This window comes from Nonomuraea sp. NPDC050394, from assembly GCF_044459065.1.
GTDB lineage: Bacteria > Actinomycetota > Actinomycetes > Streptosporangiales > Streptosporangiaceae > Nonomuraea.
Window position 1 is genome coordinate 543,101 of record NZ_JBITIO010000003.1, and the last position, 21,025, is coordinate 564,125.

Sequence of the window (21,025 nt, forward strand, 5' to 3'; positions counted from 1 at the left end):
GAAGGAGGAGCCGACATGCCCCTGAGCGGGCTGCGCGTGATCGAGGCCGGCCAGTACATCTCCGCGCCGTACGCGGGGAAACTGCTGGCCGACCTCGGCGCGGAGGTGACGAAGGTGGAGCCGCCCGGCGGCGATCCGATGCGGCGCTGGCAGGGTGGCGGCGGCCGGCCGTACAGTCCGCAGTTCGCCGCCTACAACCGGGGCAAGCGCTCGGTGACCCTCGATCTGAAGGACCCGGACGGGCTGGCGGCGCTGCTTGAGCTGGTCTCCGGCGCGGACGTGCTGATCGAGAACTTCCGGCCCGGGGTGGCCGACCGGCTGGGCTTCGGCTGGCCGGTCATGAAGGTGCGCGAGCCGCGGCTGGTGTACTGCTCGATCACCGGGTTCGGGCCGAGCGGGCCGTACGCGAAGCGCCCGGCGTACGACACGATCATCTCCGCGATCGGCGGCATGTACGGACATCTGGTGCCGTTGGATGACCCGCGCCCGGCCGGGCCGGCGTTCTCGGATCTTCTGTCGGGCATGTCGGCGGTCCAGGGCATCCTGGCGGCGCTGCACGCGCGTTCGGCCTCCGGCGCGGGCCGCCGCGTGGAGGTGTCCATGCTCGGGGCGCTGACCGACTTCCTGACCGAGCCGATCGCCACCTACCTGGAGACGGGTACGGTCGCCGGGCCTTCGACCAGGGCAGCGCGGGCGCAGGCCTACGGGTGCGTGAGCTCGGAGGGGCTGCCGTTCGTGATCCATCTGTCGGTGCCGGAGAAGTTCTGGCTCGGGCTGCTCAAGGTTCTGGAGCGTCCCGATCTGGCGGAGGATCCCCGCTTCGCCACCCGTGAGCTGCGCTTTCGCCACTACGCGGAGCTGGAGGAGACGTTGCGGGCCGAGACGGCCAAGCGGCCGCGCGATGAGTGGTTCGAGCGCCTGACCGCCGCCGACATCCCGCACGGGCCGCTGAACACCGTCGCCGACCTGGTCCAGAATCCGCAGGCGCTGCACCTGGGCCTGATCGACGACGAGACCACCCGGCCGGGCACCCGCTTCTCCACGCACGAGCGGCGGCTGCCGCGTCCCGCCACCAGACCCGCACCGGAGCTGCAGTGAAAGCCATCGACGTGCACACCCACCCGCAGACCGAGGAGTTCCTGGCCGCGATGGGACACCGCCGCGGCCAGATGGGCGCCCATTTCGGCAAGGAGCGCACCCCGATCTCGTTCGCCGCCCAGGCCGACCTCTACCGCGAGCGCGACATGATGGCCGTGATCGTGAACTCGGCCGGGCTGCCGGAGCTCAACGACGCCCTCGGCCGGGCCCAGAGCGAGCACGCCGACACCTTCATCGCGTTCTGCGGCATCGACCCCTGGTCGCCGGACGCGGCGCGGGAGATCCGGCGCTGCCACGGTGAGTACGGCATCAAGGGCGTGGGCGAGCTCAACCCCGGCCGCCAGCGCTTCTTCCCCAACGACGAGCGCTTCTATCCGATCTGGGAGGTCTGCGCGGAGCTGGGGCTGCCGGTCATGTTCCACGGGGGCTTCCTCGGCGCGGGCGCCGGCACCCGCGGCGGCATGGGTTACAAGCTGGAATACACCCGGCCGATCCCCTATCTGGACGACGTGGCCGCCGACTTCCCCGAGCTGACGGTGATCGCCGCGCACCCCGGCTGGCCGTGGCACCTGGACAACCTGGCCGCCTGCTGGCACAAGGCCAACTACTACCTCGACCTGTCGGGCTGGGCGCCGCGCTACTGGCCGGCCGAGGTGGTCCACTACGCCGACAGCGTGATCACGAAGCGCGTGCTGTTCGGCACCGACTGGCCGGTGCTGGGCCCCGAGCGCTGGGCGGCGGAGTTCGATTCGCTCGACTTCAAGCCCGCCTCGCGGCAGCGGATCATGCTGGACAACGCGAGGGAGCTGTTCGGCCTTGGCTGAGATCGTCGGCGTCTACGGCACCACGCACAACCCCCTGCTGTGGCGGGCGCGGGGCGACGACCTGGCCGCCACGCGCGCGGGTTTCGAGCGGTTGCGGGTACGGCTGGCCGCCGCGAAGCCGGATGCCGTGGTCGTGGTGGCGACCGACCACCTGACGCAGTGGTTCTACGACACGATGCCCGCCTTCCTGGTGGGCAAGGCGCCCCTGGTGCCGGCGACGTTCTGGAACGAGGAGCGGGAGTTCGGCCTGCCGTACCGGGAACTGCTGGGAGACGCGGAGCTGGGGCGGGAGTTGCTGGGCGGCGGGATCGAGCGCGGGGTGGACTTCGCCGCCTCCGACGCCTTCCGCGCCGACCACAGCGTGCTGCTGCCGCTGCTGTACCTGACGCCGGAGCTGGAGGTGCCGGTGGTGCCGGTGTTCACCAACTGCATGGCGCCGCCGCTGCCGTCGGCTGCCCGGTTCTTCCGGGTGGGCGAGGTGCTGCGGGAGGCGCTTGAGGACTCGCCGGTCGACCGGCGGGTGGCGGTGATCGCCAGCGGGCACCTGGCCACGGAGGTGGGCGGACCGCGGCACTTCGCGGGCTCGCCGTCGCGGGCCTTCGATGAGAGGGCGGTGGAGTGGGTGGCCTCGGGCGACGTGGACGGGGCGCTGGGCGAGCTGACGTACGAGCGGCTGACCGAGGCGGGGAACGTGTCGCACCAGTTCCTGAACTTCCTGGTCGCGATGGGGGTGGCCGGGGGGAAGCCCGCGTTGTCCGCCGAAGGGGCGGTGTCGCGGTTCGCCACCTCGCCGTTCTTCGAGTGGGCGCCATGAGCCGCTACGGGGTCAACGCGTTCATGCGCGAGGTCAACATGTCGCCTGACTGTCTGGCGGCGTACACCGGTGACCCGGCGGCGTACGCACGGGAGTGGGCAGGCGGCCCGCTGACCGGCGAGGAGCGTGCCGCGCTGGCCCGGCGCGACTACGGGGCCCTCTATGGGATGGGCGCGCATCCCTACTTGTTGTGGAGCTTCACGGAAGCGGTATGGGTGCCGGAAATTTCACGACCTGAGCTGGTTGAACGCTTTCGACAGGCGGCCGCCGCGCACGGATACCCTGATATTTCGACCTAGCTCAGGAAGCGACGGATATCCGCGATCTCGTCGTCCAGCGGCGGCAGCTCCCCGAACGGCTCGACCGTGACGGCACTGCCCTTGCGCGTCCAGGTCCCGCGAACCCGGCCGTCCACCAGCACGGACGGGCGCAGGATGCCACCGCCGGGGAAGACCTTGCGGGCGTGCTCCGGCGCCAGGATCGGATCGCGGGACTTCCACCCCATCAGAAACTCATCGAAGGCCGGCAGCAGCCTGACCACCCGCCCGGCCGGCTCCTCCCGGGCGGGTGCCGACGTCGCCTTCCACCCCAGACGGGCCTCCCCCAGCGGCACACCCGACCAGGCGGCCAGATCCTCTGGCTCGGCGGGGATGTGCGAGCGCCGATACCGGACAGCCAGCTCGGCCAGCGCCTTGTCCCGATCGGTCTCGAACACGATCGGCCCGCCCAGCCAGTCGGCAGCGTGAACGTACGTGGGCTTGCCGCCACGCGACGGCCCAAGCACCGCAAGCCCGTGGGAGGCGGCCAGTCCGACCAGGTGGACGATGCCCTGCCCGCCCGCGCGCCCGCCCAGCCGCGTTTCCAGCTCGGCCTTGGTCAGCGGCCCCTGCCCGTAGAGGGCGCCCTCGATCAGCGGCAGCAGGTCGTCGCCCCGTACACCCTCCTGGGACAGCCGCAGCAGCGACCCCGTCCGGCGGCTGGTCAGCGCGAGCAGCCAGGCAAGGTCGTCATGATGGACGTAGTGGAGCGTCCCTCGCGGACCCCACGCCCGCACGATCTCACGCCGCTCCACGGCCGCGTCGATCTCTGCCCGGGTGACGGTGGCGGAGCGCGCCCGCAGAGCGAGCTGAGCAGCCCCCACGTCCTGCGCCTGTACGGCCAGCAGCTGCCGCACCATCTCCCCGGCACCCCGTCCGGCCGGCCGGTGAATCAGCTGCGCCTCAACACTTCGCACCCCGAAATCCTCCCAGACCCCGGCACCAGACCACCCACCCGGCGACCGCCCCCGGAGAACACGATGCCCCGGGAGGGGCCTCTCCGGAGACGGCCGCTCCTGAGGGGCATGCGCGGCGAAGGGCGACCCCGGGAGGGCACGGCTCCCTGGGTGGCCGGGGAGGGGCACCCAGGCCAGGCGCAGGTCGTGGGAAGACGCGGAGGTAGGGAGCGGGTTGGGGAGGGCGGCCGTGGAGGTGGGGAGCGGGTTGGGGAGGGGGGCCGTGGAGGTGGGGAGCGGGTTCGGGAGGGCGGCCGTGGAGGTGGGGAGGGGTCAGCGGAAGAGCAGGCGGCGGCGGAGGCGGTGTTTGAGTGGGGTGCTGCGGCGGACCTCGGCGCGGACCGCGTCGCTGCGGCGCCACGCCTCGTCGGCGGCCTGGTCGGCGATGGCGCTGTCGGTGCTGTCAGTGCTGTCAGTGGGGGCGTAGCGGACGAAGTTGGAAATCTCGGCGAGAGGCCGGAGATGGTGGGAGATGGCCTCGGGATGACGGGAGACGACCTCCTCGGCCGTCAGCGCCTTGTCGTCCTTGAGGCCCAGGTCGTCGCACGTCTGAACCCAGGCACCGAGCACCCGCCCCTCGGCCCCGGCCGCCGTACGCCTGCGACGCCGCCGCCACCACGGCAGCGCCATCGCCACCACCGCGTAGATCGCGAGCACGCCCGCCCCGGCCGCCGGGATGATCACCCACAGCGGCGGCCCCTCGCCGGTCCTGCGCGACCCGCCGGTGGACGACTTGGCCGACGGCTTGGGCTTGTTCACCCCGCCCTGGGTGAACTCGCCCTCCAGCCGCTCGCTCTCCTCGATCGCCGACGACACCACGTCGTGGTCGTCCTTGGAGCCGCTCTTGCCGGGCGTCGGGTAGAAGGGCAGCCACCCCAGCCCCTCGAACTTGACCTCCGCCCAAGCCACGACATCTCCGGACATGACCCGGTAGACGCCATTCGACTGCTGCCCCGGCCGGAAGCCCACCACGACCCGCGTCGGCAGCCCCAGTGTCCGGGCCATCAGCGCGAACGTCGAGGCGAACTGCTCCGACGTCCCCCGATGCGTGGTCTCCAGAAAGAACTCCAGCCCCTTCAGCGAGTGCCCAGGCGGCGCGGTCGGGTCGTTGCTCGCGGTGGTCCGCAGGTACTTCTGCAGCCGGTACGCCTGCTTGATCGGCGCGTCCGCCCCCTTCGTCGCCTGCTGCGCCAGCTTCCGGAACGCCGCCTCCTGCGGCCCGTCGGGGAAGGCCGTGAGCGCCGGATCGTGCACCGGCACCGCCCCGACCAGGTCCTCCTTCGACGGTCTCGGCACCCGCGAGCTCACCTGGTAGGCGAACCCCTTGCCGGGCTTGGCCGAGACCAGCAGCGCGCCACTGCTCGGGTCCACACCCAGGCCGGGCACGCCGGTGACCTCGGCGGGACGCTCGGCCGCGGGCAGCCAGCCGCCCGGCAGGCCGTCGATCGTGACGCTCTGCCGTACCGTGTCGGCAGCGCCCGTCCACTCACCGGCGGGCACCCGCCCGCCGGTCGGCTGGAAGCGCGCGCCCGACGTCCAGCGCACGCCGTCATAACGATCCAGTACGGCCAGCCGCCAGTTGGCCGGTTTGTCGGCCTTGACGGTGAACAGCGGGCGGTCGGGAAACTGCAGCCACGCCGAGACGCGGTCGAGCGGGCTGACGCTGTCGACGCGGACCGGGGGCGGCAGTTCGGCGTTCTGCCGAGGGTTGTACGGCTCCGCCGCGACGGGCAGGAACTGCCCCGCGACCAGCGCCGCGCCCGCCAGCAGTGCCGCCGCGGGCAACCCCGCCAGCAGCCAGCGCGCGGGACGGTCGTCGCGCACCATGGCCAGCGCTGCCGTGAGCACGACCAGCGCGGCGGCCACGGGCAGGTTCGAGCCGTCGCCGTCCACGCCGAGCAGCAGGGCCAGCCCGAACGCCGCCATCGCGGGCAGCGCGGCGGCGACCCGGGTCGCGCTCCGCACCGCCGTCTCGGCCCCGGCCATCGCGGCCAGCCAGACCGCCGCGTGGACCAGGATGAGCAGACGCGGTTCCGGCTGGGCGGGCAGGAGGGTGGTGAGAAGGGCCTGCCAGGAGTTGGCCAGGTCCTTGACCATCCCGGGCGCGACGCCCTTGTAGAGCGGGACGGTGGCCGCGAACCACAGGACCACGTTGAGCGCCAGCGCCAGCCAGAGCGGCCGGTTCCTGGTGAGCAACGCCACCAGCGGCGGCACCAGGGCGGCGGGGGCCAGGGCCAAGAGCAGAGGCTGGGCGGGAAAGACCCGATGGAACCCCCATCCCGCCACCCCGGCCAGCCCCGCCACCAGCAGCAGCGCCACAACCAGCCGCCACCCGAGCGGCCTGCCCGCACGATCCTCCGCCCGGGGCTCCCCGGCCTTGCGCGCCCGGCCCGAGCCCGCCGGCGCCGCGCCCCGCCGCCGCGCCCGCCGCCCACCCGCCTCCATGGACTCCCCCGACTCCCCGGGCTCCCCGGGCTGCCCGGGCTGCCCGGGCTGCCCGGCCCACGACCCGCCCGCCATCGCATCGGACGGCCCAAAGCCCTGGCCGGGCCCGGACCTGCCCGCGGGCCGGTCAGAGCCGGGGTAGAAGCCGGGGTCCGAACCAGGCTGACCGGGAGCAGGAGGCTGAGGCTGGGGGTGGGGGTGGGGGTGGGGTGCCGGGGTCGCGTGGGTCATCGGGCGCTCCAGGCCAGGGGAAGAGCGTTGAGGTCGGACATCGGGACCAGGGTGACGCCGGGTGTGGCCGGACGGCCGTGGCCCAGGTACACGCAGATCACGCGGTCGAAGCGGCGCCGTACCCCCGCGCACCGCCCCACCTCCGCCGGGTCGGCGGTGACGACCACCAGCGAACCCCCGCCCCGCGCCAGCCGGACGGCCTCGGTGACGCCCGAGGTTCCTGAGGCGACCAGGGCGAGCCGGTCCAGCAGCATCTCGGCGTCGGACTTGGTCTCGGCCAGCGGGCCGTCGCCGGTCAGCACCCGTACCGGGAAGCCCGCGCGGGCGGCGGCCACGGCGGCGGAGGCGGCGGCGTCGACGGCGGGCTCGGTCAGGTCGCGGGTGTCCAGGACCACGGTCGTGGTGGGCAGGCTGGCGTCGATGAGCTGGCGGACCATCAGCGTCCCGGTGCGCGCGCTGGACTTCCAGTGGACGTGGCGCAGGTCGTCGCCGACCACGTACTCGCGCAGGGTGTGGAAGGTGGCGGTGCCGCTGGGCGCGTTGTCGCTGGTCGGGCCCTCCAGATGGTGGGCGCGTCCGGACGGGGGCACGGGCAGTGCCACGGTGCGCGGGCGGACCAGGAGGGTGGCGGCGGCGCCGTACTCGCGGACTCTGCGGGTGAGCCCGAGCGGGTCGGCGCGCACGAGCCGCAACGGACCGACGGGAATCTCGCCGCGCACGGAGGTCGGCAGCGGGTAGGAGACCATGCGCGCGCCCTGGCGGGGCAGGCGCGGCAGGTCGACGCTGTGCTCGGCGGCGCCGATGCGGTCGTGCGCGCGCAGGCCCGACAGCGCCCAGCGGCCGAGGTTGCGCACGTTGAGCACGGCCACGGCGGCGTCACCGCGCGGCACCTTCAGCGGCGTCACCTCGCGGCTGACCTCCAGCCGCGGCTTGGGCGCGGTCCAGACGAGCGCGACGCCGAGCGCGAGCAGCCCGCCGGTGGCCAGCACGACGGGCTCGGTGTAGCCGAGCAGGAATCCGGCCGCGTACAGCACCAGGGACCCGCCCAGCGTCCCCCATCCGAGCGGTGTCAGCATCTCAGACCGCCTGCGGCACCGGCATCCCGGTGAGGATCTCGCCGAGCACCTGTCCCGCCGTCAGCTCGCGCAGCTCCGCGTCGGGCGTGCGGATCAGACGGTGCGCGAGCACCGGTACGGCCAGCGCCTTCACGTCCTCCGGCACCACGAAGTGCCGCCCCGCGGCGGCGGCCTTGACCCGGGCGGCGCGCAGCAGCGCGAGACTGCCTCGCGGGCTCGCCCCGAGCCGCAGCGCCGGATGGTTCCGCGTGGCCCCGCACAGCGCCACGATGTAGTCGTAGACCGGATCGGCCACGTGGATGCGGGTCGCGAAGTCGATCATCCCGGCCACGTCGGCGGCTCGGGCGACGACCGGCAGCCGCTCGACCTGGGGTCCGGACGGCCCGCCCTTGAGCACCTCGACCTCGGAGGCGTGGTCGGGGTAGCCGACGGAGATCTGCATGAGGAAGCGGTCGAGCTGCGCTTCCGGCAGGGGGTAGGTGCCGTCCATGTCGACGGGGTTCTGCGTGGCGACCACGAGAAAGGGCCGCGGCACCTGGTGCGGCTCGGAGTCGACGGTGACCCGCCGCTCCTCCATGACCTCCAGCAGCGCCGACTGGGTCTTGGGCGAGGCCCGGTTGATCTCGTCGGCGAGCACGATGTTGGCGAAGACCGGCCCCTTGTGAAACTCGAACTTCTGGTACGCCTGGTTGAAGATCGACACGCCGGTGATGTCGCTGGGCAGCAGGTCGGGCGTGAACTGGATGCGCCGCCACTCGGCGTCCACGCTGGCCGCGATCGAGCGGGCCAGCGTGGTCTTGCCGGTGCCCGGCACGTCCTCGATGAGCAGGTGTCCCTCGGCGAACAGGCAGACCAGCGCCAGCTCGATCGCCTCGCGCTTGCCTCTGATGACGTGCTCGATGTTGCCCGCGAGCAGCTGGAAGCGCTGGGCGAACTGTCCCGCGAGCTGTTGCTGCTGGTACGGCTGCGCGGTCTCTTCCAGGTGATGATGGCTCACAGCTGAGTCCCCCTTCTCAGTCCGTGCATTCGAACAACGGCGCCGCCGGGAAGGCGCCACGCGGTGAGTCCATCAGCGTCACGCTGAGGTAGGCCACACCGCCGTTCCACTCGATCCGGTTCCAGACGTCGCTGGTCTCCTTGGTCTCGTCCTCCGTGACCGAGGCCCCCTTGACCTGGCAGATCACGGTCAGGCTGATGTACTGGCCCTTCGGGATCGTGCCCGCCTCCCCGCTCTTGGACGGTCCCGGCCGGACGAGCGTGTTGGTCTGGTTGTTGTTGGCGTTCTTGTAGGCCTGACGCGGATAGGCCAGGTCGGCGGTGGCGGTGGCCACCTCCTGGCTCTCCCCCGCCGCGTTCTTGGCCTTCAGCTTGAACTCGTACTTCTTGTTGTTGTCCAGCCCGTCCACGTTGAACGAGGTGCCGCTGATGGAGCTGTCCGACTTGGCGCCGGACAGCTCGTACGTGGTGCCTTCCCCGGCGTTCGACGGCGCGCTCCAGCTCAGGTCGGCGCCGCGGTTCTTGGCCTTGGCGGCGAAGTTCGACGGTGCGCCGGGCGCCACGCAGGGCTTCACCCCGGCGCTCGGCGCGGACGGCACCTCGCCGCCCTTCCAGTGGGCGACGACCGTGAACGTGTACTCCTTGCTGCAGTCACCGCCGCTGAACTCGAACTGGAACGGCCCGTTCGCGTCCACCGACTGCGGTGACACGCGCCCGTCGCCGCCGTTGACCTGGACGGTGTAGCGGTCGGGCTTGCCGCCGGTCGACGGGCTGAAGGTGATGTCGATCTTCCCGGGCCCGGACTTGGCGCTGACCGAGCCGGGCTTGGTCGGCGGGCTCGGCGTGGGCGTCGGGGTGGGCGTGCGGGTCGGCGTCGGAGTCGGAGTGCGGGTCGGGGTGGGCGTCTGCTCGGGCTCCTCGGTGGGCTTCTTCGAGGGCCTGTGCGTCGGCTCGGCCTCCTCGGTCTCCGTGGGCTCCGGGTCGGCCGTCCTGGTCGGGTCGGGCTGGCGGCCGGACGCGGTGGGCTCGGGCTTCGGCGTCTGCTTGGGCTTGGGCGTGTTGGTCGGGCCGGGGACGTCGCTGTCGTCCTTGTCGACCGGGTGCTTGCGGCCCTCGGGGTCGACGACGACGGCCTTGTCGCCGTTCTCGTCGTTGGCCCACAGCAGGCCGTCCTTGACGAACATCTCGATCGGGCCGGGCTGTTCGGCCACCTGGATCGTGGTCGGCCGGCCACCCGCCGCGCTGTCCCAGACGATGAGGCCGCCGCTGGCGCTGTCGGGGACGTACACCTTGGAGCCGAGCACCTGGGGCACGCCCAGCGCGGTGGGTTCGTCGGACTCGAGCTTGGTGGTCTGGACGGCGTTGGACGCGGTGTCGATCACCACGAGCAGCCCGTCGGGGCCGGGCGCCAGGATCGGCACCAGCGAGCCCTCGGTCGTCGACGGGGTGAGCGCGCCGCCCTTGGCCGACTGCGCGACGCCCTTGGGCAGCAGGATCTCTCCGGCGCCGCCGTCCGAGCCGATCACCACGGCGGTGGAGGCGCGTGTGTTGACGATCACGGGCAGGCCGCCGGCGATCGTGACGGCGAGTTCCTCGCCGGGCTCGCCCGCCTTGACCGCCTGTTCGGCGACGCCGGCCGCGACCGGGACGACCTCGCCCTTGGCGGGTACCGGGACCCACAGCTTGCCGCCGCCGTCGATGCGCGCGGCGCCCAGCGGTCCCTGCAGTTCGAGCGGGGCGCCGAGGGAGTTCAGTGTGGCCGGGTCGATGCGTTGCACCGTTCCCTTCGGGTTGACCGCGTAGGCGGACTTGCCGGTGACCACGAGCTGCATCCCGGCGGCGCCGAAGTCGCGGCTCTGGGCCACGCTGAGCTGGCTCGGCTCGATCCGGCTGACGACGCCGGTGCGGTCGTCGACGAGCAGGACCGTCTGGCCGTCCTGAACGATGCGCAGCGGCCGGCCCGCCTTGTCGTCGAGGTACCCGTCGACCTCTCCGGACAGGCCGTTGACATGGACGATCTTCCCGCGGACCTTGGTCCAGAGCCAGGCGCCCACGTCGGCCAGCTTCGGATTGGCGCTCGACACGCCGACGCCGAACACCGCCGCCACGACGACGAGGCAACCGGCCACCACTGCGGCGATCACAGCGGTGGCGCGGTCGCCCCGGAGAATGCGGACGCGCATGCGTCACTCACCCCGTATGTACGATTACTAAGCGTTTGCCCCCGTCTTACCGGGCATCACGATAGCGTGCAGCCGTACCAGGGCGCATGCCTTGCTCAGAACGTGTCGATGTTCTCGATCTTCCATCGGTCGCCGTCGAGCACCGCGCCCACCGCGAACATCGCCGGAGCGTAGGAGGCCTTGCCCGGCTCCGCCGTCGTGCTGTGCTGGTCGGCGAAGATCAGCAGCCGCGCCCGGTCGCCTTCCAGCAGCGTCACGCCGCTGTCGGTGACCGTGGTCGTCAGCACCAGCTTGTCGCGCAGCGCCTGCTCGCGGACCAGGCCGAAGATGCCCTGGTACTGCTCCACCGCCTTGCCGGTCAGCAGGTCGCGGGCCGCCTGCTCGGTCTTGGCGACGTCGGCGTGGTCGTAGGAGAAGACGGTGTTCACCGCATCGATGATCTGGCTCTTGACCTGGCCGGTCCGGGTTTGATCAGTCATGGCCGTGTTCCGGGTCGTGGTCGTGTCGCGGAGGTCGTGCGCTTTCGTCGCGGCCAGCCCGGCCACCCCGCCGAGGAGCACGGTGGTGAGGGCCAGCAGCGCGGGCAACCGGCGGGTGCGGGCGGCGGCCCAGGTCATGCTCATGGCGTGAGCCGCCGCAGGAGGCCCCCCGCCACCGAGCCGGCGACCAGCCAGACGGCGGCGGCCAGCCCGTGGTTGACCAGCGCCTCCCACCGGGCGTCCGCCAGATCGAACAGACTGGTCAGGCCCAGCGACAGCGTGCCGGCCAGCGAGTCGACGACCTGGTACCAGGTGTTGGCCGCGTTCGCCTTGAAGATCGAGAAAGCGGCGTGCAGGAGCAGCACCACCGCGACCAGCCGGGCGGCCACCTTCACCGCCCAGATGAGCAGTGCCGACACCCGCCGCCAGATCGATGCAGCGAAGGACAGCACCGGCCTGGCCCGCGCCGCGAACGAGACCTTCTCCACGGGCGGCAGCGGCGGGAACGGCGGCTCCACCGGCCCCGGCTGGGCGGGCACGAGGACGGGCACGGGCTCCACCGGCGGCGTGTACACCAGGCTGTCGCCCGGCTGGGGCTGCGGCTCGGGGTCGCGGATCATGGGGGGCTCCTTGTCGTCGCTGGTCATGAGGTGGTTCCGTCCGGAGCCTGGGTGAGGGCCGCGAGCTTCCAGCCGCCGGAGGTGCGGGTCAGCTCGCCGACGAGGCGGCTCTTCTTGACCACCGGCTCCCCCTGGGGCGGGACCACGGTGATGCGCACCGCGGCGATGATCCGCGCGGTTCCCGCGGCCTCGTCGAGCTCGGTGAGCGCCGCCTCCAGGACCTTCGCGCTGGTGGCCGTGCCCGCCTTGGCGATCTCGGCGGTGAACGCCGCACGTCCCCGCACGATCTGCTGGTGCAGCTGCGCCGCCGTGGAGTCCTCCCACAGCGCGAGGTCGCGCTCGACGGTGCGGTGGCTGAGCGTGTTCAGATTCTGTACGGCCTGCGAGCCGCCACGCACCACCTCGTCCCGCAGCCGGGAGTAGCGCAGCCCGTCGTCGCCGACGGCGTCGATCCACGCCCACCCGGACCAGGCGGCCCCGGCGGCCGCGAGGGCGCAGAGCACCACCGCCACGCGCGCAACCCACCCCGTCCTGTCGCCGGTCCCGGTCTCCTCCGGGAGGCCGGACTCCGGGTCCGTGGTTTCTTCGGTCACTTCCTGGATGCTCGTCATCGCTTCGCCTTGCCGGAGGTGATCTCGGTGATGCGCCAGCGGTCGTCGCGCAGGCGCGCGCTCACGGTGAGCTGGGCGGCCACGGCCGGTCCCGCGGCCTTGCCGGAACGGGTGGCCGTCTGGTCCAGGAAGACCAGCAGCCGCGCGGTGTCCCCGGTCAGGGCGACGACCCCGGCGCGTACCACGCGGGTGGTGAGCGTGGCCTGCTGGGTCACCACGTCCCGCCGGATCTGGGCGATCAGCCGCGTGTACTCCCCGGCCGCCCGCCCGTCCAGCGAGTCCCGCGCGGCCCGCTCGGTCGCCTCGATCTCGGCAGGCGAGTACGTGAAGATCCTGGCCAGCGCGTTGCTGACGTCACCGGCCACGCGCGTCGTGCCCGCCTGGTCGAGCAGCGCCCGGTTCCCGGCGGCGGCGTCCCGGGCGGGCGCCGCGGCCCGCACGGCCAGCCCGGTCACGAGCAGCACGATCGCGATCGCCGCGAGCGCGGCGGGCCTGCCCACCCGCGCGCGCAGTCTCTTCTCCGGTACGGCGTGCCGTCTTTTCTCCGGTACGGCGTGCCGTCCCCGCCGTCCGGCGGCCTCAGGCTCGGCGACCAGGGTCGACTCCGTTTCCACGCGGACCTCCTCGTCACCCGCCCACGGCGGGAATCGCGGTGAACGACTTGAGCTTCCAGCCGCCGTCCGTCCTGGTCAGCCCGGCCTGGAACCGTTTGCGCTCCACCGAGGCCCGCCCGCCCCGCCCGGTGAGCTCGATCTCGACGGCGGCGATGATCTGCGCGTCACCGGCTTCGGGGTCGAGGGCGGTGAGGGCGGCCTCGATCACGGTGGCGCGGGAGGTGGCGCCGGAACGTTCGACGGCCTGGCGGGTGCCCGCCCGCGCGGCGGCCAGTTCGTCGCGCAGCGCCCCGGTGGTGGCCTCCTGCCAGCGGGCGAGACCGGCGTCCACGGCGGCCGCGTCCATGGTGTTGAGGATGGTGAGCTGCCGCCGTCCGGCCTCCAGCGCCCGGTCCCGCTCGGCCGCGAAGGCCGTGCCCGGGTCGCCGGCCGCCTGCCAGGACACCCACCCGGACCATCCGCAGAACGCCGCGGCCAGGACCAGCAGCACGACGGCGGCCGGTCCCGCCCACCGCCTGCGCGGCGGCGGGTCGCGGTCGGACGCGGGCGGGGTCAGCGGTCGGGGTCGGGCCACAGGAGCTCCTCCATGTCGTTGCCGGGCTCGTCGGCGGGCGGATCGGGCAGGGTGTCGTGGCGGCCGGGCAGTTCGTCGAGGCTGAACGAGCCGGGCTTGGCCGCTTCGGGCACCCCGCCCTTGGGCGCGTTGGCCGAGCCGCGCACGCCGACCCCGGTGGAGGGCGGTGACAGGCAGCGGGCGCCGGTGTTCAGCGACGTTCCGGGGCTGGTGTCGAGGCCGTTGCGGTAGGGCGTCCTGCCGTAGCCGCTCACGCAGGGCAGCGGGTTGAAGAAGGTGTTGGTCAGGCCGAAGGTGAACGTTCCCGACCTGGCGGCGGTGGTGCCCGCGGCGACGAGTTGCGGGAGCCGTACCAGGAGCTCCTCCATGCCGCGCCGGCGCGTGAGCGTGAGGTCGGACGTCGTGAGGAGGTTGGCGACCAGGACGCTGAAGCCGGGGTCGAGCTCGCGCACGAGCTCGGCCACCTCGCGGGTGGCGCCGGGCGCTTCGGTGATGAGCGTGCGCAGGTCGGCGTCGGAGTCCTTGAGCTGCTTGGCGAGCAGGCGGGCGTTGCGCCCGAAGTCGCGCAGGGCCCGGCCCTCCTCGTTCTGGGTGCGCAGGACGAAGGTGCCGTCGGTGAGCAGGCGCGTGGTGGGGACGAGGTTCTCGTCGGCGGCGGAGACGAAGCTGCTCTGGTAGTCGAGCAGGGCGCGCAGGTTGGGTCCCTGGCCCTGGAACGCCTTGCCCAGCTCGTCGACGAAGGTGCGCAGCGAGTCCAGCGGCACCGAGGCGGCGAGCGCGTTGACGTTGCCGAGGATCTCGGTGACCGGCGCGGGGGTGGTGCCCTTCGCGATGACCGAGCCCGCCCGCAAGAACGGGCCGTCGGCGGTGGAGGGGCGCAGGTCGACGTACTGCTCGCCGACCGCCGAGAGGTTGGCGACGACGGCCCGCAGGCGGGCCGGGATGGGCGGGGCGGCGTCGTCGATGCGCAGGTCGGCGACCAGGCCGTGCTCGGTGAGCGTCATCTCGCCGACGCGGCCGACGGTGACGCCCCGGTAGGTGACGTTCGCGTCGGGGAACAGGCCGCCGGTCTCGGCCAGCTCCAGCTTGACCACGTAGTGGCCGGGGCGGCCGAACAGCCTGCCGAGCTTGGCGTACTCGACGCCGATGAAGCCGATCACGACGATCGCGATGGCCAGGAAGATCGCGACCCGGATGCGGGTGGCGCGGGTCAGCATCTACTCCTCCTGTCCGGGGGTGAGGGTCGGCGTCGGCTCGGGGGTGGGCGTCGGAGTGGGTTCCGGCTCGGGTTCCGGCGTCTTCGTCTTCGACGGCGAGGGCGTGGGTGTAGGGGTCTTGGACTTCGACGGGGACGGCGTGGCCGCGGGCTGCTTGCCCGCCTTCTGCTTGACCATGTCGAACGGCAGCTCCGGCCAGTCGTCCTTCGGGTCGGCGTTGATCGAGATGGTCGGCACGATCGGCTCGACGTCGGGGCCCGCGGCCATCGACAGGTAGGCGTTGAGGTAGTCGCCCTTGACCGCGTTCGTGATCTCGTCGGTGAACGGGTAGGTGAGCGCCACTTCCAGCGCCTTCGGCAGGTCGCGTCCGGCGGCGGTCAGGTTGCGCAGGATCGGCTCCAGCGCGCGCAGGTCGGCGACGACGTCGTCCTTGCTGCGGTCCACGACGTCCACGGCCACGTCGGAGAGTTTCTCCAGTTGCGCCAGCATGGTGACCAGCGCGCCCCGCTGCTCCTCCAGATCCTTCAGGCCGGGGCTCAGGTCGTCCAGGACGGTGTTGACGTCCTTCTTGCGCGAGTCGAGCGTCTTGGCGAGCCGGTTGAGGCCGTCGAGCGCGTCGATGATCTCCTGTTTGTGGCGGTTGAGGTTGCCGGTCAGCGTCGAGAGCTTCTTGAGCAGGTCGCGGATCTCGGCCTCGTTGCCGCCGAGCGCCTTGTTCAGCTCGCGGGAGATGGTCCTGACCTGGGCCAGGCCGCCGCCGTTGAGCAGCAGCGACAGGGCCCCGAACACCTCCTCGACCTCGGCGTTCCTGACGGTGCGCGTGAGCGGGATGTGCGCGCCCTCCGCCAGCGTCCCGCCCGTGCCGCCGCGGCCGGGGGCGGCCAGCTGCACGTACTTCTCGCCGAGCAGGCTGGTCTGCTCCAGCCTCGCCTCGGCGTCGGCGGGCAGCTTCACCGCGCCGTTGACCAGCATGGTGACGCGGGCCGTCCAGCTGTCCTTAGGCAGGCTGATCTCGGTGACCCGGCCGACCGCGACGTCGTTGACCCGCACCGCCGCCTGCGGCACCAGGTCCAGCACGGTCTCGAACTCCGCCGTCACCGTGTAGGGCCGCTCGCCCAGCTCGGCGCCGCCGGGCAGCGGCACGTCCCTGATCCCGCCGATCCCGCACCCGGCCAGCGTCCCGGCCACGACCACAACCGCGACCACCCGGCCTTTCCCGGTACGGCCCGGCGTGCGTGACCCCGTTTCCCGGTGAATGGTCATCAGCGCTCCTCCTCGCCGGGGAGCTCGTCACCGGGCGTCGGCGTCGGCTCCTTCGTCTTGGCGGTGCCGCTCGGACTCGCCGTCGGGCCGGGCGACTTCGGGCCGGGCGACTTCGGGCCGGGCGACTTCGACGGCGACGGCGTCGGGCTCGGCGACTTCGGGGCCTCCGGGGTGGCGCCGGCCGTCGGGGTGGGAGCCGGGTCCACGATCTGCTTGGGGTCGAGCGCCCTGGCCGCCGGTCCGAACATCAGCTCCAGCAGATCCCCCCGCCCCATGACCGTCCGGGTCTCCGGGTCGTAGGCGTTGACCACGTTCGTGGCCGCCAGCGGCAGGCTGTCGAGGGCCTCGGCCAGCGAGCGCCGCTGGTTGACGAGGGTCTGGGTGAGGTCGGCGAGCTTGTCCACGTTCGTGGCCAGGAGCGTGCGGTTCTCCGCGACGAACGTCTTCACCTCGCCCAGCGCCCCGGCCAGCTCGTGCAGGGCGCCGCCGATCTCGTCGCGGTCCGCGGCCAGGAATCCGGTCACGTCGGCCAGCTGTTGTTCGGCCAGCCGTACCTGATCGTCGTTGGCGCGCAGCATGCGGGAGAAGTCGGCGAGGTGCCGCACGGTCGCGAACAGGTCGCCGCTGGAGTCGGCGAGCGTCTTGGAGGCCTTGCCGAACTCGGCGACCATGGTGTTGATGTCACGTCCGTTGCCCTTGAGGTTGGCGGCGCCGACGTCGAGCACGCGGGAGAGCGAGCCCTCCTTGTTGGCGCCGGTCGGGCCGAGCGCCCGGGAGAAGTCGCTGAGCGTTTCGTACAGCTTGTCCAGCTCCATCGGCACCGCCGTGCGGTCGGCGGGCAGGACGGCGCCCGGCGCGAGCTTCGGCCCGCTCGTGTAGGCGGGGCTGAGCTGGATGTAGCGCTCGGCCACCAGGGCGGGGGCGACCACGACGGCCGTGGCGGCGGCGGGCACGTCGACGCCGTCGTCCAGCGTCAGCACGGCCCTGACCTGTGTGCCCTCGGGCGTGACCGACGCGATCTCGCCGACCTTGACGCCGAGCACCCGCACGTCGGAGCCGGGATACACGGCGACGGCGGAGTGGAAGTAGGCGGTGATCTGGTCGTCGGGGGCCGGCCGTGGCGCGGCGGCGCCGGTGAGCGCGACGACCAGCGCCGCGGTCAGGGCGAACGAGCGCCTTCGGCGGGCGGTCATCGCTCGTCTCCGGGAGTGGAACCCGCGGTGGGGCTGACAGTGGGGCTGACGGTGGGGCTGACGGTGGGCGTGCTCGTGGGACTGACGGCCGGGGTCGGGCCGGGCTTCTGGGGTCCGCCCGGTTTGGGGGGAAGGCAGCCCTTGTCGGGCACGCCGTCCGGCAGGTAGTGCTTCGGGACCACCCCGCACAGATAGCCGTCCAGCCATCGCCCGTTGCCGATCGTGTTGCCGACCAGTCGTGTGTACGGCCCCGCCAGCGCCAGCGCCCGGTCCAGATCGCGCTGGTTGCGCAGCAGCACGTCGCTCACCCGCTCCAGCGCCCGCAGGGTCGGCGCGAGCTGCTTCCTGTTTTCCCTGACCAGCCCGACGAGCTGGGCCGACAGCTCCCTCGTGCCGGTGAGCAGGGCGTGGATGGCGGCCCTGCGCTTGCGCAGCTCGTCCAGCAGCAGGTTGCCGCTTCTGAGGAGCTCGGCGAAGTTGTCGTTCTGGGCGGCCAGCGTGCCGCTGAGCTTCTTGGTCCCGGCCAGCAGCCGGGCGAGTTCCGCGTCCCTGGAGGAGATCGTCTTCGAGAGCGCGGACAGGCCCGTGACGGCCTGTTTGACGTGCGGCGGCGTCCCGGAGAACGTGGCCGAGATCGTGTCCAGGCTCTCGGCGATCCGGTCGGTGTCCAGCCGGGCGACGGTGCGGCCGAGGTCGTCGAAGGCGGCGGTCACGTCGTAGGGGGCCAGCGTGCGCGTGACGGGGATGGCCTGCGCGGGGTTCTGCGCCTCGGGGCCGAGCGGGTCGAGGGCGAGGTACTTGGCGCCCAGCAACGTCCTGATCATGATGGCGGCGGTGGTGCGGTTGCCGACCCAGGCGTCCTTGACCCGGAACTCCACCCTCACCTTGCCCCGGTCGAGGGCGACGTCGTTGACCTTGCCGACCTTGACCCCGGCCACGCGTACCTCGTCACCCCGGGTGAGTCCGGCGGCCTCGGTGAAGTAGGCGGTGTAGTCGGTGCCGCCGCCGATGATCGGCAGGGCGTCGGCCCGGTAGGCGGCGGTGCCGATGCCGCCGATGAGCAGCAGACCGGCCAGGCCGACCAGGATGGGGTTGCGCTCGCGCAGCCGCTTCACTGCTTGCACCTGCCTTGGGTGTTCGGGATGCCCGTCGGCGCCGGCCGGCCGTCGGTGTAGGTAACCCCGCTGATCAGGGCCTCGCACAGGTAGAGGTTGAACCAGGAGCCGTAGGAGGCGGCGCGGGTGATGACCTCGGCCTTGTCCGGCAGCCGCCGCAGAAACCGCTCCACGAGCGGGGCGTCGGCGTTCAGGTTGCCCGACAGCCTGCCGAGCTGGTCGATGTCGCGGCGCAGCGGCTCGCGGCTCTCGGCCAGCAGGCCCGCGGTGCTCGTGGTGAGCTCGCCGAGCGCGCCGATCGCCTGCCCGATGGGCTTGCGGTCGGCGGCCAGGCCGCTCATGAGCCTGCGCAGGGTGACCACGAGCGTGGTCAGCTCCTTGTCGCGGGCGTTGACGGTGGCCACGACGGTGTCGAGGTTCTTGATCACCTCGCCGATGAGGTCGTCCTTGGCGGCCAGGGAGCTGGTCAGCTCGCCGATCGTGCGCAGCAGGCCCTCGACCGTGGCGCCCTCGCCCTGGAGCACCTGGATGAGCTCGCCGGCGAGCTTGTTGACGTCGTCGGGCGACAGTGCCCGCATGAGCGGCTGGAAACCGCGGAACAGCTCGGTCAGGTTGATGGCCGGGGTGGTGCGATCCAGCGGGATCGTGGCGCCGGCGGCCAGGGCGCCGCCCGCCGCGCCCTCGCCCTGGGCCATGTCGATGTAGCGCTGGCCGACGAGGTTGAGGTACTTGATCGTCGCGGTGGCGGAGGCGGGCAGCCGGCGGTCGCGTTCGACGGAGAACTCGACCTCGGCCACCCGCCGGTCCACGATGGCGATCGACTCCACCTGGCCGACGCGTACGCCCGCGATGCGGATGCTGTCGCCGGTGTTGAGCCCGGCCACGTCGGTGAAGCGCGCCCGGTACGTGGTCCGCTCGCCCAGGTCGCTGTTGGCCACGCTGATGGCCAGGGCGAGCGTGGCCAGGACCGTGACGACCACGAAGGCGATCGACTTGATCAGCGGCGCGGTGACTTCCCTCATCGGATCCTCACCTCGATGCCCCGGTAGAGCGGCCCGGCCAGCACGCTGCTCCAGTCGGGCAGGGTGCTCGGGTCATCGCCGTACTCCAGGGCGAGCAGTTCGTTGACGAGACGGCTCTCGGCGCCGGAGTTGGGCGGGCCGTAGGAGCCGCCGAAGGCCTCGGCGGGGCTGGTGGGCGTGGCCGTACCGGATGGCGTGGCCGTGCCTGTGGGTGACGCGGTGCCTGTGGGTGACGCGGTGCCGGTCGGTGACGCGGTGCCTGTGGGTGACGGCGTGGCCGTCGCGGACGGCGAGGCGCTCGCCGACGGCGCGCCCGTGGGGCGGGCGCCGTCGCCCGTGTAGGGGATGGTGTAGCAGCGCGGGCCGCCGGTCGCGCTGTAGACCGGGCGGTCCTTGCCCGGCAGGTAGCGGCCCTTGCTCTGTACCGCGATCACCTTCACGTGCAGGCCGGGCTCCTTGGTGCCCTTGCCGAGCACCTTGTCCATGAGCGGGACGAAGTCGGCGAGCATCTCCAGCGTGCAGGGGAACTCCGGCGAGTAGCGCGCCAGCAGTTCCAGCGTCGGGCGGCTGTGGGCGGCCAGCCGGATGAGGTTGGCCGAGTTCGCCCGCAGGAACGTGGTGAGGTCCTGGGAGGCGGCGGTCACGCCGGCGTACAGCTCGCTGAGGTTCTCGCGCTGGTCGGCGATGGTCTTGCTGGTGGTGGTGAAGTCGGCCAGCGCCCGCAGGATGTCGGGCGCGGCCTCGCTGTAGAGGTGGCTGAACTCGATCAGCTCGCGGACGTTGGCGTTCAGCTCGGGCAGGTGCGGGTTGAGCCTGGTGAGGTAGCGGTCGAGCTGAACCAGCGTCCGGCCGAGCTGCTCGCCCTTGCCCTCCAGGGCCTGGGCCATCGCGTTGAGCGTCGCCGACAGCTTGGCCGGCTTGACCGCGGTGAGCAGCCGCAGCAGGTTGTTCAGCACCACCTGCAGCTCGATGGCGTTGGCGGTGCGGTCCTCGGCGATCACCGCGCCGTCGGCGAGGTGTCGTCCGGACGGCTTCGCGGGCGGGATCAGCGCGACGTACCGGGCGCCGAAGACGGTCGTGGGCAGCATCTGGGCGCGCACGTCGGCGGGGATGAGGCGCAGGTGCTCCGGCTGGATGGCCAGTGTCAGCCGGGCGCCGTCGCCGGCGGCGGCGATGGTCCTGACCTCGCCGACCACGACCCCGCGCACCTTGACGTCGGCCAGCGGATGCATCTGGTGGCCGACCGCGCCGGTCCGCAGCGTGACGAGGGCGACCTCGGCGAACTGCTTGGTGTAGACGGCCACCGACAGCCACACCAGCAGCACGGGGACCATGAGGAACGCCACCCCTGCCAGCCGTCGTCTCATCCCGCGCTCC

Annotated in this window: 20 protein-coding genes; 4 read left to right on the forward strand and 16 right to left on the reverse strand. The window is 72.4% G+C overall.

Annotation, left to right across the window (positions count from 1 at the left end):
- The first annotated feature begins 15 nt into the window (after window positions 1–15).
- The 4 genes from ACIBKY_RS15585 to ACIBKY_RS15600 are packed head-to-tail and all read left to right on the forward strand — an operon-like array spanning window position 16 to window position 3,035.
- Window positions 16–1,098, forward strand: coding sequence for a CaiB/BaiF CoA transferase family protein (locus ACIBKY_RS15585; protein WP_397097321.1), 1,083 nt, complete (start codon window positions 16–18; stop codon window positions 1,096–1,098).
- A complete protein-coding gene (locus ACIBKY_RS15590; protein WP_397097322.1) occupies window positions 1,095–1,922 on the forward strand; it encodes an amidohydrolase family protein in 828 nt (275 codons plus the stop codon). Before ACIBKY_RS15585 ends, ACIBKY_RS15590 begins: the two co-directional genes overlap by 4 nt.
- Window positions 1,915–2,736: an extradiol ring-cleavage dioxygenase gene (locus ACIBKY_RS15595; protein WP_397097323.1), complete on the forward strand. Its 822-nt coding sequence runs from the start codon at window positions 1,915–1,917 to the stop codon at window positions 2,734–2,736. Before ACIBKY_RS15590 ends, ACIBKY_RS15595 begins: the two co-directional genes overlap by 8 nt.
- Window positions 2,733–3,035 carry a hypothetical protein gene (locus tag ACIBKY_RS15600; RefSeq protein WP_397097324.1) on the forward strand — a complete coding sequence of 101 codons (303 nt, stop codon included), beginning with the start codon at window positions 2,733–2,735 and terminating at the stop codon, window positions 3,033–3,035. The genes ACIBKY_RS15595 and ACIBKY_RS15600 overlap by 4 nt, the downstream gene beginning before the upstream one ends.
- Here the strand turns inward: ACIBKY_RS15600 and ACIBKY_RS15605 are convergent.
- The 16 genes from ACIBKY_RS15605 to ACIBKY_RS15680 all read right to left on the reverse strand — a co-directional run bounded on the left by ACIBKY_RS15605 (window position 3,032) and on the right by ACIBKY_RS15680 (window position 21,015).
- Complete coding sequence (locus ACIBKY_RS15605) at window positions 3,032–3,913, reverse strand: winged helix DNA-binding domain-containing protein (RefSeq protein ID WP_397097325.1); 882 nt, start codon at window positions 3,911–3,913, stop codon at window positions 3,032–3,034. The two genes, ACIBKY_RS15600 and ACIBKY_RS15605, sit on opposite strands and share 4 nt — an antisense overlap.
- A 369-nt stretch (window positions 3,914–4,282) precedes the next feature.
- Entirely contained in the window at window positions 4,283–6,685 is a 2,403-nt protein-coding gene (locus ACIBKY_RS15610) for a DUF3488 and transglutaminase-like domain-containing protein (protein WP_397097326.1), read from the reverse strand.
- Window positions 6,682–7,761 (reverse strand): DUF58 domain-containing protein, encoded by a 1,080-nt coding sequence (locus tag ACIBKY_RS15615; RefSeq protein ID WP_397097327.1) that lies wholly within the window; start codon window positions 7,759–7,761, stop codon window positions 6,682–6,684. The genes ACIBKY_RS15610 and ACIBKY_RS15615 overlap by 4 nt, the downstream gene beginning before the upstream one ends.
- Before the next feature lies 1 nt (window position 7,762).
- A complete protein-coding gene (locus tag ACIBKY_RS15620) occupies window positions 7,763–8,758 on the reverse strand; it encodes an AAA family ATPase (protein ID WP_397097328.1) in 996 nt (331 codons plus the stop codon).
- 16 nt (window positions 8,759–8,774) lie between these two features.
- Window positions 8,775–10,940, reverse strand: a complete 2,166-nt coding sequence (locus tag ACIBKY_RS15625) for a fibronectin type III domain-containing protein (protein ID WP_397097329.1) — start codon at window positions 10,938–10,940, stop codon at window positions 8,775–8,777.
- A 95-nt stretch (window positions 10,941–11,035) separates the two neighbouring features.
- Window positions 11,036–11,563 carry a hypothetical protein gene (locus tag ACIBKY_RS15630; RefSeq protein WP_397097330.1) on the reverse strand — a complete coding sequence of 176 codons (528 nt, stop codon included), beginning with the start codon at window positions 11,561–11,563 and terminating at the stop codon, window positions 11,036–11,038.
- Window positions 11,560–12,066: a hypothetical protein gene (locus tag ACIBKY_RS15635; RefSeq protein WP_397097331.1), complete on the reverse strand. Its 507-nt coding sequence runs from the start codon at window positions 12,064–12,066 to the stop codon at window positions 11,560–11,562. Before ACIBKY_RS15635 ends, ACIBKY_RS15630 begins: the two co-directional genes overlap by 4 nt.
- On the reverse strand, window positions 12,063–12,650 hold the full coding sequence (locus tag ACIBKY_RS15640) for a hypothetical protein (protein ID WP_397097332.1): 588 nt from the start codon (window positions 12,648–12,650) through the stop codon (window positions 12,063–12,065). The genes ACIBKY_RS15635 and ACIBKY_RS15640 overlap by 4 nt, the downstream gene beginning before the upstream one ends.
- Window positions 12,647–13,264 carry a hypothetical protein gene (locus ACIBKY_RS15645; RefSeq protein ID WP_397097333.1) on the reverse strand — a complete coding sequence of 206 codons (618 nt, stop codon included), beginning with the start codon at window positions 13,262–13,264 and terminating at the stop codon, window positions 12,647–12,649. The genes ACIBKY_RS15640 and ACIBKY_RS15645 overlap by 4 nt, the downstream gene beginning before the upstream one ends.
- 13 nt (window positions 13,265–13,277) lie before the next feature.
- Window positions 13,278–13,838, reverse strand: a complete 561-nt coding sequence (locus tag ACIBKY_RS15650; protein ID WP_397097334.1) for a hypothetical protein — start codon at window positions 13,836–13,838, stop codon at window positions 13,278–13,280.
- Entirely contained in the window at window positions 13,817–15,055 is a 1,239-nt protein-coding gene (locus ACIBKY_RS15655) for an MlaD family protein (RefSeq protein ID WP_397097335.1), read from the reverse strand. Before ACIBKY_RS15655 ends, ACIBKY_RS15650 begins: the two co-directional genes overlap by 22 nt.
- Window positions 15,056–16,318: an MCE family protein gene (locus tag ACIBKY_RS15660; protein WP_397097336.1), complete on the reverse strand. Its 1,263-nt coding sequence runs from the start codon at window positions 16,316–16,318 to the stop codon at window positions 15,056–15,058.
- Window positions 16,318–17,511 (reverse strand): MCE family protein, encoded by a 1,194-nt coding sequence (locus ACIBKY_RS15665; protein WP_397097337.1) that lies wholly within the window; start codon window positions 17,509–17,511, stop codon window positions 16,318–16,320. Before ACIBKY_RS15665 ends, ACIBKY_RS15660 begins: the two co-directional genes overlap by 1 nt.
- Complete coding sequence (locus ACIBKY_RS15670; RefSeq protein WP_397097338.1) at window positions 17,508–18,635, reverse strand: MCE family protein; 1,128 nt, start codon at window positions 18,633–18,635, stop codon at window positions 17,508–17,510. The genes ACIBKY_RS15665 and ACIBKY_RS15670 overlap by 4 nt, the downstream gene beginning before the upstream one ends.
- Window positions 18,623–19,648 carry an MCE family protein gene (locus tag ACIBKY_RS15675; RefSeq protein WP_397097339.1) on the reverse strand — a complete coding sequence of 342 codons (1,026 nt, stop codon included), beginning with the start codon at window positions 19,646–19,648 and terminating at the stop codon, window positions 18,623–18,625. The genes ACIBKY_RS15670 and ACIBKY_RS15675 overlap by 13 nt, the downstream gene beginning before the upstream one ends.
- Entirely contained in the window at window positions 19,645–21,015 is a 1,371-nt protein-coding gene (locus tag ACIBKY_RS15680) for an MCE family protein (RefSeq protein ID WP_397097340.1), read from the reverse strand. Before ACIBKY_RS15680 ends, ACIBKY_RS15675 begins: the two co-directional genes overlap by 4 nt.
- Between the last annotated feature and the right edge of the window lie 10 nt (window positions 21,016–21,025).